16 protein-coding genes are annotated in these 13,718 nt (G+C 37.5%); 5 read left to right on the top strand and 11 right to left on the bottom strand.

The features are described from left to right. Window positions 1-54 precede the first annotated feature (54 nt). A complete protein-coding gene (locus tag AC3CH7_RS03530) occupies window positions 55-1,338 on the top strand; it encodes an NtaA/DmoA family FMN-dependent monooxygenase (RefSeq protein WP_447402774.1) in 1,284 nt (427 codons plus the stop codon). 36 nt (window positions 1,339-1,374) lie between these two features. On the opposite strand, the gene AC3CH7_RS03525 is transcribed toward AC3CH7_RS03530, so the two are convergent. Beyond that, window positions 1,375-1,650: a TIGR03943 family putative permease subunit gene (locus tag AC3CH7_RS03525; RefSeq protein ID WP_447402775.1), complete on the bottom strand. Its 276-nt coding sequence runs from the start codon at window positions 1,648-1,650 to the stop codon at window positions 1,375-1,377. Beyond that, window positions 1,541-2,731 carry an AraC family transcriptional regulator gene (locus AC3CH7_RS03520; protein WP_036161107.1) on the bottom strand — a complete coding sequence of 397 codons (1,191 nt, stop codon included), beginning with the start codon at window positions 2,729-2,731 and terminating at the stop codon, window positions 1,541-1,543. Before AC3CH7_RS03520 ends, AC3CH7_RS03525 begins: the two co-directional genes overlap by 110 nt. A 165-nt stretch (window positions 2,732-2,896) precedes the next feature. Between AC3CH7_RS03520 and AC3CH7_RS03515 the strand changes: the two genes are divergently transcribed. Then, window positions 2,897-3,655, top strand: a complete 759-nt coding sequence (locus AC3CH7_RS03515) for an SDR family NAD(P)-dependent oxidoreductase (RefSeq protein WP_012293557.1) — start codon at window positions 2,897-2,899, stop codon at window positions 3,653-3,655. 55 nt (window positions 3,656-3,710) lie between these two features. Here the strand turns inward: AC3CH7_RS03515 and AC3CH7_RS03510 are convergent, their stop codons facing one another. The 7 genes from AC3CH7_RS03510 to AC3CH7_RS03480 all read right to left on the bottom strand — a co-directional run bounded on the left by AC3CH7_RS03510 (window position 3,711) and on the right by AC3CH7_RS03480 (window position 9,404). Further along, the gene (locus AC3CH7_RS03510; protein ID WP_488381576.1) at window positions 3,711-5,372 is read right to left on the bottom strand and encodes a methyl-accepting chemotaxis protein; all 1,662 of its coding nucleotides are present in this window, start codon (window positions 5,370-5,372) and stop codon (window positions 3,711-3,713) included. After that, window positions 5,369-6,355, bottom strand: a complete 987-nt coding sequence (locus AC3CH7_RS03505; RefSeq protein ID WP_488381575.1) for a BMP family lipoprotein — start codon at window positions 6,353-6,355, stop codon at window positions 5,369-5,371. Before AC3CH7_RS03505 ends, AC3CH7_RS03510 begins: the two co-directional genes overlap by 4 nt. Before the next feature lie 265 nt (window positions 6,356-6,620). Continuing rightward, window positions 6,621-7,889: a PTS ascorbate transporter subunit IIC gene (gene ulaA / locus AC3CH7_RS03500; RefSeq protein WP_488381574.1), complete on the bottom strand. Its 1,269-nt coding sequence runs from the start codon at window positions 7,887-7,889 to the stop codon at window positions 6,621-6,623. 33 nt (window positions 7,890-7,922) lie between these two features. After that, window positions 7,923-8,186, bottom strand: coding sequence for a PTS sugar transporter subunit IIB (locus tag AC3CH7_RS03495; RefSeq protein WP_008174366.1), 264 nt, complete (start codon window positions 8,184-8,186; stop codon window positions 7,923-7,925). Then, entirely contained in the window at window positions 8,183-8,641 is a 459-nt protein-coding gene (locus AC3CH7_RS03490) for a PTS sugar transporter subunit IIA (protein ID WP_099806152.1), read from the bottom strand. Before AC3CH7_RS03490 ends, AC3CH7_RS03495 begins: the two co-directional genes overlap by 4 nt. 61 nt (window positions 8,642-8,702) lie before the next feature. Further along, on the bottom strand, window positions 8,703-8,831 hold the full coding sequence (locus AC3CH7_RS03485; protein ID WP_012293564.1) for a hypothetical protein: 129 nt from the start codon (window positions 8,829-8,831) through the stop codon (window positions 8,703-8,705). A gap of 108 nt (window positions 8,832-8,939) precedes the next feature. Then, window positions 8,940-9,404, bottom strand: a complete 465-nt coding sequence (locus AC3CH7_RS03480; protein ID WP_488381573.1) for a LysR substrate-binding domain-containing protein — start codon at window positions 9,402-9,404, stop codon at window positions 8,940-8,942. Between the two features lie 331 nt (window positions 9,405-9,735). On the opposite strand from AC3CH7_RS03480, the gene AC3CH7_RS03475 reads away from it, so the two are divergent. The 3 genes from AC3CH7_RS03475 (at window position 9,736) to AC3CH7_RS03465 (ending at window position 12,409) form a co-directional block, all read left to right on the top strand. Continuing rightward, window positions 9,736-11,034 (top strand): M48 family metallopeptidase, encoded by a 1,299-nt coding sequence (locus tag AC3CH7_RS03475; protein ID WP_036161119.1) that lies wholly within the window; start codon window positions 9,736-9,738, stop codon window positions 11,032-11,034. Window positions 11,035-11,117: 83 nt separating this feature from the next. Then, a complete protein-coding gene (locus AC3CH7_RS03470) occupies window positions 11,118-11,936 on the top strand; it encodes a YitT family protein (protein ID WP_012293567.1) in 819 nt (272 codons plus the stop codon). A 98-nt stretch (window positions 11,937-12,034) separates the two neighbouring features. After that, the gene (locus tag AC3CH7_RS03465) at window positions 12,035-12,409 is read left to right on the top strand and encodes an MmcQ/YjbR family DNA-binding protein (protein WP_031417935.1); all 375 of its coding nucleotides are present in this window, start codon (window positions 12,035-12,037) and stop codon (window positions 12,407-12,409) included. 66 nt (window positions 12,410-12,475) lie between these two features. On the opposite strand, the gene AC3CH7_RS03460 is transcribed toward AC3CH7_RS03465, so the two are convergent. Continuing rightward, on the bottom strand, window positions 12,476-12,817 hold the full coding sequence (locus AC3CH7_RS03460; RefSeq protein WP_036162625.1) for a GIY-YIG nuclease family protein: 342 nt from the start codon (window positions 12,815-12,817) through the stop codon (window positions 12,476-12,478). Window positions 12,818-12,834: 17 nt separating this feature from the next. Further along, window positions 12,835-13,590 (bottom strand): DUF2087 domain-containing protein, encoded by a 756-nt coding sequence (locus AC3CH7_RS03455; RefSeq protein ID WP_031417937.1) that lies wholly within the window; start codon window positions 13,588-13,590, stop codon window positions 12,835-12,837. Window positions 13,591-13,718 lie beyond the last annotated feature (128 nt).

Below are 13,718 nucleotides of genomic sequence, written 5' to 3'. Positions count from 1 at the left end.
GAATGGGTATGATGAAAATGATAATCATTTTCATTTAAAAGGAGTGAAGTATCCATGAAAAGACATCTCATTATTGGTATGCATCTAGCTGTGCATGACAAGGATGGTGAGAAAGGTGCATTGATTGATGAGCATATTGCATTTGCGAAGCGTGCGGAGGCGGCCAAATTAGATTTTTTATTTAAGGCAGATTATTTAATGGCTCATCCAGAATTAATGGCTAAAACAAAAGGTACAGTTGGGTTAGACCCTAGCTTTTTATTGGCAACAGTGGCCAGAGAAACGAAGCAAATAGGATTAGTAACGACCATTTCTACATCCTTTACACCACCCTATTTGATTGCCCGTCAATTACAATCCTTGAATTGGATTAGTGGTGGGCGTGTAGGGTGGAATATTGTGACTTCCATTGATGGTGCCTATAATTTTAGTAACGAGCCTATGCCTTCCTCAGAGGAGCGCTATGCTAAAGCGGCTGAATGTACTAAGATTGTGAAGCAGCTATGGCATAGTCATCCATATGAAATGTTAGAAACAGATGGTGATATAGAGAAAATAAAAGAACTTATGAAGCCTATCAATCATGAGGGAGAGTTTTTCCATATAAAGGGGCCGTTAAATATACCGATGCATCCGGCAGGAGAAATTCCCTTATTTCAAGCAGGAGCATCAGACGTAGGGCGACAATTTGCAGCAGCCGTATCGAATGCCATTTTTGCGGCGACACCAGCTATGGAGGTTGGTATTGAAATGCGCAATGATTTACGGAAACGTGCTGTTAACGTGGGACGTACAGCAGATGATATACGGTTATTACCAGGACTCTATTTCTTTATTGGAGATACATATGAAGAAGCATTAGACATGTACCATCAAGCACACGCACATTTAACCCTGGAGCGTCGTTACAATGCTTTAGAGTCAGTCATTGGTTTGAATGTTCGGCATATGGCACTTCATGATCCTGTAACAGTGGATATGTTACCACCTGAGAATCAGAAAGTACGCAGTCGAACACATGCTAAACTTGTTCGTCGTTACATCATGGAAAATGAACCATCTGTTGAGGGATTGCTTGCTCGTCCAGAAGTAATTGGATCTGCACATCTTGTAGCAATCGGCACATCACATGATATTGTCGATCAAATCGTTACTTTTTATCAGAAGGGGGCATTGGATGGCTTTATTGCTGTTCCAGGTGGTCCTGCGAAATCTTTGGATTTATTCTTTAGCGATGTTATCCCTATGTTAGTAGAGCGTGGGTTATTCCGAGCTGAATATGAAGGTAGTACATTAAGTTCCCATTTAGGCTTAAACGTGCAATTATCTAATAAATAAACGAAAAAGGGCAAACAAATCGTTTTGCCCTTTTCGCTAGAAGCTCATCCGAATATTAATAGGATAAAGATAGGGTGATTCGGGTTGTTCAATTGCTACCCAATTATCAATATGGATGACAGGTAAGCTTGCCCCCTCATAAGTTGTTTGACCAATTGTGCCGACTACTTCGAGCCATGTATCTTCTGAGAGCGTAGGTGCCTCAGAGAATTCTGTTAGAAAGCCTACGATATTGCTTAGGGGTGATACCCGTAAATTTCTTAAAAACTTTAATAAAATAGCTTTGGTCTGTGAAATTAAGTAAAGAGCCAATATCTAAAATTGGATAGTTTGTAAATGTTAAAAGCTTTTTCGCCTCATCGATTCTTTGTTGCTGAATATATTCAGTAAAGGAAATCCCAACTTCCTTTTTAAATAAAGAAGAAAGATAATTAGGGCTTAAATGGCAAATAGCTGAAAGCTGATCGAGAGTTATATCCCCATATAATTGATTTTCAATAAAATGGACACAAGTAGTAATGGGTGCTGAAAATTTCCTTGTACTAGCTTGTGCCACTCGGCTAGTATAGTCGTAAATAGCTTCCTCCATTAACGAAAGAATGTCGATTAAATTATTTTGATCCTCTAGTTTTTGAATATAAAAATCACTTAATGTAAAGGCTGTTTCTTCGTTTAACCCACCTTCAATCGCTGCACGACAAATTAGGGCAATCCCAGTAATCATCAAATATTGTACACTTTTTAAATTATTGCGTTTTGAAAGTACTCCTAGTTCCGCTTGTTCAACAATGGAATAATTCAAGACTTCTGTTAATTTCTCCATACGCCCATTTTTCACATTGTCTAACAATATTTTTTCGTAGTAAAGATTTGTATGAACGATATCATTTCTTCTGGCATACGAAAGCTCAAGCGCTGTATGTCCCTCATGACGAATGAGGGGCTTTAGCTCTTGATTATAATGAATAACCGCTGTTTTATTTAATTTTCGCTGATAGATGGAATAATAAACAAATAAACTAATAGCTAAGTATTCCTGATAATGAAGAGTAGGAATAGGCTCATGCTCATAATCAGTGATTTCCTCCATTTGTGGTGAAAGAGAGGGTCCGACAATTAAGGCTCCCAAATATTGTTCGTTTATCGTGAGGTTGATAAAGAAAAAATTAACATTAGCGATCGTGAAAAAAATCGGGTAGTCGGTTGAAGACGTATGGTAAGGATATGTTTTCAATTGTTCCTTTATAGAACAATAGGATGAATGATTGAGACATTCCGCTGATGCATATTCAAAAATTATTTCTCCCGATGCATGAATATAAGAAACAGGAAGATGATGTATTTCATAAATTAATTGACTTATGTATTGAAGGTCGATAGTGGATATTTTCACGTTCTACACACCTCAGTCCTTAATGGTGCTATCAAAATGAAAGCAGTTTCAATTTTTATGAATAGACAATGGGAAAGTACTATTTTGTGTAAAATAATACAATAAAAAAGGGGAAAGTAGCAATAAAATAGACCATGTATTCAACATACTAGGGAGGAATGGAAGATGGAACTTTTAAATAAAATTGCAGTTGTAACAGGTGCAGGGAGCGGTATTGGAAGAGCAAGCAGTTTAAAGCTTGCTAGCAACGGTGCAAAAGTCGTGATTGTTGATTTCAACAAGGAAACGGGAGAAGAGACATTAAACTTGATGAAAGAGCAAGGCGGAGAAGGAATCTTCGTTCAGGCCGATGTTTCGAACAGTGAAGATGTAGAGAAATATGTGAATGCTGCTGTTGAAACATATGGTCGTATTGATGTGTTTTTCAATAATGCAGGCGTGATTCAGAAAATCTCCCCATTAACAGAGATTACTGATCATGAATATGATCGTATTATGGCAATCAACGTAAAAGGTGTTTTTCTTGGCTTAAAACATGTGATTAAAGTTATGGAAGGACAAGGTAGCGGCTCGATTATAAATACGGCTTCAACAGCGGGCGTTCGTAGCGAGCATAGTATGGCCATTTATTCTGCAAGTAAGCATGCGGTTGTAGGTTTAACGAAATCTGCTTCATTAGAATATGTGAAAAAAGGTATTCGTATCAATGCGATTTGTCCTGGCGGAGTAGAAACAGCGTTAACAAACAGTGTCACTGCTATGTTTGAAACAGGTGGCTATATTCCAGAGGAAATTCCAAATATGAGAATGGGACGCTACGCTAAACCAGAAGAGTTAGCAGAAATGGTTGTTTTCCTAGCTTCAGACAAAGCAAGCTATATGACAGGCTCTATCGTAGTGGTTGATGGCGGCTTAACATTGTAAAATGAAGAAATCCAGTGCACGACTAGCCACTGGATTTTTTCATGTTTGATTGGGGCTATAAAGTGAATTTTTTTAGCTCATTCATTAATGTATCCGTCATTTTTTGAAGATCGACGATTTTTGTATTTATTTTCTGGAAGGATACTAGTTGTTCCTGCGTGGATGCTGAAATTTCCTCTGTACCCGCCGCCGTTTCTTCTGTAATCGCAGAGATATTTTCAATCGTCCCATTCACTTGCTGGCTCATTTCATTTGTTTGCATCATTTCCTTAGTAAGATGCTGTAAATCTTGATGGATATCGGTGATATGATTAGTAATGGCTGCAAATGAATGTTCCGTTTCTAGCATTGATTGTGCTTGCTCATTTGAAAGCTCATGCCCTCTTTCAGCCGTAACTAGAATGTGGTCGATACCATCTTTAATATGAGTCACCATCGAAGAAATTAAATTTGTGGCATTTTCAGTTTCCGAAGAAAGCTTTTTAACCTCATCGGCTACAACGGCAAATCCTTTTCCTGCTTCGCCAGCACGGGCTGCTTCAATAGCCGCATTTAAAGCTAATAAATTTGTTTGACTGGCAATGGTATGAACAGCATTAGCTGCTCCTTCAATTTCCGTTGTAAATTGTGAAAATTGAGTAACTGCATTCTTTATTGCTAGTGAAGCGCCTTGAATATCTTTTGCAATGGTAGATTGTTTTTCCAATGTATATTGCCCATTTTGAACGGCATCCAATGCCTGTTTACCATGTATAGCTGATTGCTCCGTTGTGTGAGCAACGGATTTAAATTGATCCGACATATTATTCATGAGCATCGCGACCGATTGTATATCTTCTGACATCGTGTAACTACCCTTTGCTAATTCGTCAGTAGATACGGCTACTTGATTGCTACCTTCGTTAATATTTTGCATATGGCTTGTTACATCCTGTGTAAATAAACTAACATCCTTGCCTATTTGATTAATGGACAACACAGTGCTCCTTAAATTCGTCATCATTTGTGAAAAACTTTCCGTCAATCGATCAATCTCATAACGGCTATTTGATTGATAGGAAAGGGTGGAGGTATCTATTGTAAGGTCCCCAGTAGCTGCGCTCTGTGCACATTCTACAATTTGGTTGATAGGTTTGGTAATTCTTTTAGCAGCTATATAGGAATAAATAATCGTTGCTAAGATTAATAGGATACTGCCTATGATAGCTGTTGTAATAATAAAACCAATTTTTTGCTTTGTTACTTGTATCATCTCTTGATACCATTCATTTGTTTCTTTTTTTAACAAATACATATCATTTAAAATGCCTTTAATTCGAAGAGATTGCTTTTTTATTTCTGAACGATTGTCATCTTGGAAACCCGATTTTGTAGCTTTTTCAAGCTCTGCAAATTTATTCGATATTTTATTGATTAATTTTTGATGTTCAGGAATTTTTGTCAGAGATGCTAATGCATCTAAATTGACTTTTGTTTCTTGTAATATAGCAAGCGCTTCGTTTTTATTGGCCTCACTATCTAAATAGGTGTAGTTGTTTAATGATTGGCTAGCAACTACGAAGCTTTGTTCAAGCTCTTTCACTGAGAGTAATAGTGCGGTATCGTCTTGTGCTGTTGTTTGAATGGAAAATGTTTGAACAATAATAAAACCAATCATCCCCATTGCCAGCAAGATGGGGATCAACGTGTTCATAAATAATTTCTTTCGTAGTGTCACTGGCTATCCCTCTTTTCTGCAGAAACTTTTATCGAGCCTGCAACAATCGCTTCACGGGCTTTTTCAATAGCGACTTGTTGCTCAGACGTTAATGTAATCACACGGATATCAGCTAGTCCAACACCTTGCTCGGCTAGCCCTAGAGCCAAGGATTTTTCAGTTAATTTACCTTCGTCCACCAATGTTTTTGCGAGTTGAAAAACAGCATGGTCAACATTCTTTAACATAGAAGTGACGACTGTTTTTTCAGCAATATAAAATTGATCGATATCAACCCCAGCTGCATAAATTCCCATCTCTTCAGCTTTTTTAATCGCCCCAAAGCCTGTAAAACCAGCAGCGTGGTAAATAAAATCAACTTGATGTTGAATATATTTATCAGCGATTGCCGCACCAGCCTGTGTATCATCAAAGGTTCCTGCATAGTCACTCATAATTTCAATATTTGGGTTTACATAGTGAGCTCCTTCTATAAAACCATTTTCAAAGTGATGGATAACAGGAGCATCTGTCCCACCAATAAAGCCGATTTTTCCTGTTTTGCTTGTCATAGCAGCCACCATACCAACTAAGAAGCTTCCTTCCTGCTCCTTAAAGGTAATAGAAATAATGTTGTTCACATCTGACTGTCCATCAATCAATACAAACTGTTGCTCCGGGAATTGCTTCGCAGTCTTTTCTAGTGCCTCTTGTACAGAGAAACCGAGACCAATGATAATATCATATTTTTCTTCTACAAGCTCCTGTAGTTTTTCCTCATAATTTCCATCTGGTGCCTCTTTATAATCAAATAAAATACCAAGCTCATCCCGCGCCTTTTCAAGTCCTTTAAAAGCAGAATCGTTGAATGATTCATCTCCAAGTCCAGCATCCGATAGTAAAACGCCTATCTTATAGTCTTCCTTTGATGTTTCTGTCTGAGCCGATGAACAACCTGCTATTAATAGAGCAATCAAAAGACAAGCCACCATTAATTTCTTCAAAATGTGTACTACCTCCTGTTGTTTCCTAGTTATAAAGTATATATCGGCAAAAATTTAATATTTTTAGTCTGATGTCAGACGACGAATAAAATAAATTTCTGTAGAATCTATAAGAATATATATCCAAATCTATATACATAATAAGTTAATAATCTAAAGCTTGATGACTAATCAAGTAATAAATTTATTAAAGTTTCCCACTTTCCCACGTATGTACAATAACAAAAAAGCCCAACGCAATTTGCGTAGGGCTTTTATCTAAATTTTAAACAGCTCCAAATAATTTTAATAAATTAATAATAATAATGCCGATAACACCAAAGTCTGAATCACCAAATGTTGTGCCTTCGTAGCCGATGTCTCCCATAAAAATCAGAAGTATCGCAGGAATAAAGCTAATCAATAAACCGTTGGCAAAGGCACCTGACATGGCACCAACTCTGCCTCCTGTAGCATTACCAAACACACCTGCTGCAGCGCCAGTGAAGAAGTGGGGAACTAGCCCTGGAACAATCACTTTCAGTCCGATGAAAGGTAGTATAAACATTGAAACAAGTCCAGCTAAAAAACTAAATAAGAAACCGATGATAACAGCATTTGGGGCGAAGGGGAAAATAGTTGGGCAATCGAGTGCAGGCTTTGTATTTGGTACAAGTTTATCAGCAATGCCTTTAAAGGCTGGAATAATTTCAGCAATTAACATCCGTACACCAGCTAAAATGATATAAACACCAGCTGCAAATGTAATCGCTTGCATAATGGCGAAAATAATGAAGTTAGATCCATCAGATAGTTGAGCCTCAATATAGGAAGGCCCTGCGAAAAACGCTACAATGATAAAGAATACACTCATAGTTAAAGAGATGGCGACAGAGGTATCTCGTAAAAAGCCAAGTGACTTAGGTACCTGTATATCCTCTGTTGATTTTGCTTTATTGCCAAAGAGCTTTCCGATTTTAGCTGATACATAGTAACCAACACTACCAAAGTGACCGACAGCAAAATCATCATTGCCTGTTATTTGGCGGACAGTTGGTTGCAAAATAGCAGGGAATACTACCATACAAAGCCCCAGTATAATAGAGCCGACGATGATAAGAGGTGTCCCACTCATTCCACCAATAGATAAAGAAGCAGCGATTAAGCAAGCCATGAATAATGTATGATGCCCAGTTAAAAAGATATATTTTAATGGCGTAAATCGCGCAAGTAATAAGTTGAAAATCATCCCAAATACCATAATGAGTGCAGTTGCTGTTCCGAAATTAGTTTGAGCAGCTGCTACGATAGCTTCGTTGTTAGGAATAACTCCCTGAACTTGAAAAGCATGGTCGAACATTTTACTAAAATGATCTAAAGAGCCAATTAGGACAGTTGCTCCTGCCCCAAGAATCACGAAGCCCATAATTGTTTTTAAAGTACCAGAAAGAACAGTGGAGCTTGATTTCTTTTGAATTAATAAACCAACAAATGCGAATAGGCCGACTAATATAGCTGGTGTTCCTAAAATGTCATGCATGATAACATCTAACATACCAACACCTCATCCTATCCAATTTTTTTTTGCTTAAAGCCAAGGTTCCAGCTTTTCCTTAATTTCCGATATATTCATCATATTGACGATACTCACGATGATTGCGTTGTCTTTCGCTAATTCATTCACAATATCGGCCGCACCTAAATAAATATCAGCTTTCTCCGCCTTTGCGGATGCTAAATCCGTATGGGTCACCTCAGCCTCTTTGCCCATAGCCTCTAATGCCTTCTTTACATTTAATTCTAAAATAAAGCTACTTCCTAATCCGCTACCGCACACGACTAATATTTTCATCCTGCTGACTCCTTTGTCGTAAATTGTTTAATTTTCTCACTTATGTCTTCCTCATGCTGACAAGCAATTAGGCTATCAACCTGATCCGGATGTTGTAGCACTAAGGTTAGATCAGCCAATGCCTGTAGATGTGAAGTATTGTCCATAGCAGCTAAAACAAAAATTAAAAAGACAGGCTGATTAGGGCTGAAAAAAACAGGCTGCTGTAAACATAGCAAACTTACTGCTAGAGCATAGACACCGTCTGATGGTCGTGCATGTGGAAGAGCGACTTTCGGTGTAATAACGACATAAGGACCATATTGCTCAATGGATTGAATCATTGCCTCGATATACCGCTGTTCAATTTTGTTTTGACGGACTAATGGGGTGGCAGCTAAACGAATAGCTTCTTGCCAGGACGGAACAACGTTTGCAATTTGGATACAATCCTTTGTCAGCAATTTGGTTAGCAAATACTTTCCTCCTTTCTAATAAATATATCCCCATTGCATTTTATTACGGCTATATGTGGAATTATGTCAGAACTGAAGACATTTTTAATCGCTGTGCTACTTTGTAAATCGACATTTTGACAAACTCATCAATGGCATTATCTAAACGAGTTTTAGGATATATAAATTGAATCTTTCTCTGAAGCGTCACATCCTGTAAATCCTTTTCATTAGTAGACCTGATTTTAACTATTCTTCAATTAAGGCATCAGAAACGAAGGCTAAGTTCTTTAAGAAGGTCAGCCTTTTTTTATTGTACTCACAGAATCCAATTCGATGGTATAAGTAGAAGGCTGAAAAGGGTCCATCCACTTTTCGATAAAGTGATTCGTGGAGCTAGAAGAAGTATGCAATAAAAGCTTATTTTTAAGAACATCCTCTTTGGTGATGCTCTTTTAGAAGCAAGTTCATGTGTTGGACTGAATGCCAAAACAAGGGAATCCTCTCCGATTGTCTCGTATTGAAGGGCAGTATTTTCCTGTTTAGTTTCCATAATGAGCCCAAAATCTATTTCCTGAAGCGCCACTTTATTTTCAATTTCAGGAGCTGTTTTTACCTCTAACGAAATACGAATCTCTGGATAAGCCAGTGAAACTTGATGAATTAAATCTGGCATAAAAATATGTGCAGGTAATCCGCTTGCTCCTAGTCGTAGGGAGCCAATATGGCCAGCTATTAGCTTTTCAATATAGCGAAGCGAAACATGCAGGAGCAGCAAAAGCATAGGTTGATTTATCAGATGAAGGGCAAAAGCTTGTAGCAGATGCTTACTTATTACGAGGAAACAAAGAGATACCATTTATTATCCGCAAGCTATTTAAGTGAAGATCAACGTGGGAAAACAACATTTGTAATGGATAAATAATAAGCACTATCTTAAATTCACGACATTTTAAAACAATGAGAAGGATATATGGTCCTCATTGCTAGAAATGGAGCGAATTTTTTCTTGCAAAAAAGAGATGATAAAAAGTAGTCCATATTTGTTCTAACTTTGATAATTTCGCTTACACTGACTATAGGACGAACTTTGTTTGATATGAGGGGGAATTGATATAGCTAAAAAAATCGGCATTGTTGCGCTACTATTTTTCGGTGTTTACGTGCTTTGTATGTACTGGTATATATTCCACAGTGGAGGGGGCAAAATTCCAAGTGCCTTACAGGGAACTGCTGCTGATCCAGTGATGTTTATGTCTGGTAAGGAACTATTATTAAGTGGTGAATACTCAAAAATACGGAACTTTTTATTTTTTGTAGCTACTCCCTTGGAATGGCTTGTTTACTTCATGATATTACTGTTTGGTGTCTCACGTTATTTTGAGAAAGTGAGCACATCCCAAACAAAGTGGAAGCTTTTGCAAAATGCAACCTACTTATTTTTATTGTCATTACTAGTCTATGTCGTTTTATTCCCACTGGACTATTATCGTTATTATCTCAGTAAAAGCTATGGCATCAGCACGCAAGCATTTGGATCTTGGATGAAGGATGGTGTCATTGATTTTTGGGTGAACTTTGGAATGACCTTGATCATAGTGACAGTGCTCTATTGGCTCATTAAAAAGAGTGAAAAAAGATGGTGGCTCTATGCATGGCTATTAACCATCCCCTTTTCAATTTTTGTGATGTTTATTCAGCCAGTTGTGATCGACCCTTTGTACAATGATTTTTATCCGTTAAAAAATAAAGAGCTGGAAAGCAAAATACTTTCACTTGCTACCCAGGCTCATATCCCGGCAGAGCATGTTTACGAGGTGAATATGGCTGAGAAGACGAATGCCCTAAATGCTTATGTGACAGGGATCGGTAGCAATTCAAGAATTGTTCTTTGGGATACTACATTAAACAGATTGACGGATAATGAAATTTTGTTTATTATGGCGCATGAAATGGGGCATTATGTTGAAAAACATATTTATTTTGGCATTGTAGGCTATCTTTTACTCTCTTTAGTTGGTTTATGGCTAACCGCCAAAATTATGCGACGCTTAGCTTCACGATATGGACAGGTATTCAACATTAATAAAATTAGTAATATTAGCTCCTACCCATTATTTTTACTAATTACTTCCATATTATTATTTGCTTCCAATCCCGTGTCTAATTACGTATCCAGATACCAGGAATCGAGAGCAGATCAATATGCGATTAACTTGATGAATGATCGGGAAGCGGCTGTAACGGCATTTCAAAAGCTAACCATTTCAGGCTTAAGCGAGGTCAATCCACCGCTTTTGGTGAAATGGTTCCGTTATACACATCCTCCAATGCTGGAGCGTATTGATAAGGTCGCTGATAATGGCGAACAGAAACAAGAGGGTCCTTTAAAGGAAGAACAGAAGAAAAAGTAAGTAAATAGGTTTTCTCAGTAAGTAAGTTGGGTAGTCTATGGAAAAGATGTATCAAAATTTGGTCGTTTATAGGGGACATCAACATGCGTAATGTGATTATTATTACACTTTCTTCCGTTTTAGTAGCCTTTGCTTATAATTTTTTGTTAATTCCTCATGAAATTTTAAGTGGGGGATTAAGCGGTATTGCTATTATGCTTGGGATTATAACGCCGTTGAATACCGGGGTATTAAACTTACTATTGAACTTACCTCTGCTCATTTTAGGTGTGATGAAGCTTGGGAAACGATTTATTAGCTATACAATTCTATCGGTGGCTGTTTTATCAGTAAGTTTATATATTATTCCGATTTACAAGGCCACACAAGAGCCAATTCTTGCTTCCTTATTTGGTGGGGTCATCGTAGGTGTTGCAATGGGGTTGATTTTCCGAGCAGCAGGCTCCTCTGGAGGCTTTGATATTATTGCTATGCTACTAAGCCGTAAACGTGATTTTCCGCTTGGTACTTTAATTGCTGCTATGAATGGTATCGTAGTGGCAGCTTCCGGCTTTGTCTTTAGCTGGGATGCAGCGCTATTAACGCTTGTTTCCATTTATGCTACCGGAAAAGTAGTGGACACGATTCATACAAGCCATATTAAATTAACCCTTATGATTATTACGAATAAAGGCGAAGAGGTCAAACAGCAGTTATTAGAAAAGCTTCATCGAGGGGTAACGATTATCGATGCGAAAGGAGCCTATTCTGGCGAAGGCCGTAAAGTGTTAATTACGGTTATTACACGCTATCAACTGGCTGATGTAAAAAGTACGATTAAGGAAACCGATCCTAAGTCGTTTGTGAATATTTTGCAAACAACCGAGGTGATGGGGATGTTTGATCGTGGTACAAGTAAATAACGCTATTCTCAACACATGATTTCGATTATACTAATTATAATCGAACGTGTGTTTTTTTATTTTAGAGGTAACTAGTTGATCTTGGAAGGGGAATGGAAATGGAAAAGGAAACGATTCATGCAAATTGTCTTCAGCTGCAAGGAACAACGTATGACTATAAGGAAGAATGGCAAGCAGATCGCTATCATATAGGCGGGAAGATGTATGCCATGATTGGAGGAAATACCACAGGTAGGCCAGTGCTAACGTTAAAATGTGAGCCTGCGCGAGCAGAGGAATTAAGAGAAGCCTATGCCAGCATTATACCTGGCTACTATATGAATAAAACGCATTGGAACTCCATTTATATGGATGCTGAAGATGTCCCGATGGATTTGGTAGAGAATCTTATTAAGCATTCGTATGAACTTGTTTTTAGTAAATTAACGAAAACAGCACAGCAGGAAATCTACCTATTGGAAGCAAAAGAATAACAAGACTCCTATGAGTAAGGGATAGCGCATCTACCTTGATTATTGGTAAATGCGCTTATTTTATAATCAATTATAACCACGCTCACCATAAGGATTTAGTGTGTCGAGCCATTTTTGCTCTAGCTTTTCAAGCTCTTTTTTAGCATCGAAATAACCCTCTTCCTTCTTCTTTAAATACTCAACGATTTTCACCTCGAAGGCATCTTGACCAAATGAATTGTAGTCCGCCTGAAGCTCCTTATTCGTATGTGTATTAGTTTTGAGCATAAATTGAAAACCATTTAACCGTTTCAAATTATTAAAGCTACCGACAAATACTTTATCTGTTTGTGTATTCGTCATTGTAAAAACACCCGCTTCAATTTTCATGTCCTTATACATTTCTTTTAGTTCTTTTTTATGATCCATTTTCATGACCTGCCTTCTTATTTTTTTACCCAGTAAGCACTACCGTCTGCTTGGCGGTCCAGAAAACCGTATTCAATTAAGTAACGGCGTATATGAACATAGTCTTCATACATGGGTTTGATGATTTCATTCAATTCTTTTTCCGTATATTGTTTTTCTTTGTCAAAAAGCATTGAGATGGCACGAAGTACTATAATTTTTTGTTTTTCACGCTTAGGAAAACGAACTAGCTCCTTACCAACACCATGTGGAAATAATTTCGCTAATACTTGTTGTTCTTCTGAGAGAGTGACATTATAGCGATCGTCAACCATTGTAGCTGTTTTATGAATAGACACAAACGTATCCTCCTTTCGATCTTGTTCCTTCAGTAATTCCATCATGACTAATAACGTCTTGGCTTGGCGTTCTTTTTCCTTTAACGCAAAACGGTGATGACGAATAGTCGTGGCACTGCCAATTTCTAATTCTTTTTTTATATCCTGATCTGATTTACCTTCATAAAATAAGCGTAAAATATGACTTTGATGCTCAGTTAAGCCGGTCATTTTTTTATTGAGTCCATTTAAGTAATGAAATACAGACTGGTGTGTAATTGTAATATGGTGCTGCATCATTTTTTCGGCTTCATACAGTAAGCCATCGTACGGGTAAATAATTCCTTTTTCTATTTCTTCTCCACATAGTAGACAAGTGAAATGTGTCTCATCGTCGATATAACCCTTTTTTAGATTATCGATAGGCGCTTGCCAAAATAGTTCATTTACATCCATTAGGAATCCTCCGTTAAAAACAAACGATTTTTATATTTGTTTGCTTATTTATTATTAAAATAACAAATTGTTTGTTATAAAGCAATAAAAAACACATCGTTTTCTAAACGATGTGTAAAAACGTTGGC

The organism is Lysinibacillus sp. F12, from assembly GCF_057773605.1.
The sequence above is the reverse complement of the archived record's forward strand: the minus strand, read 5'-3'. Positions and strand labels throughout refer to the sequence as shown.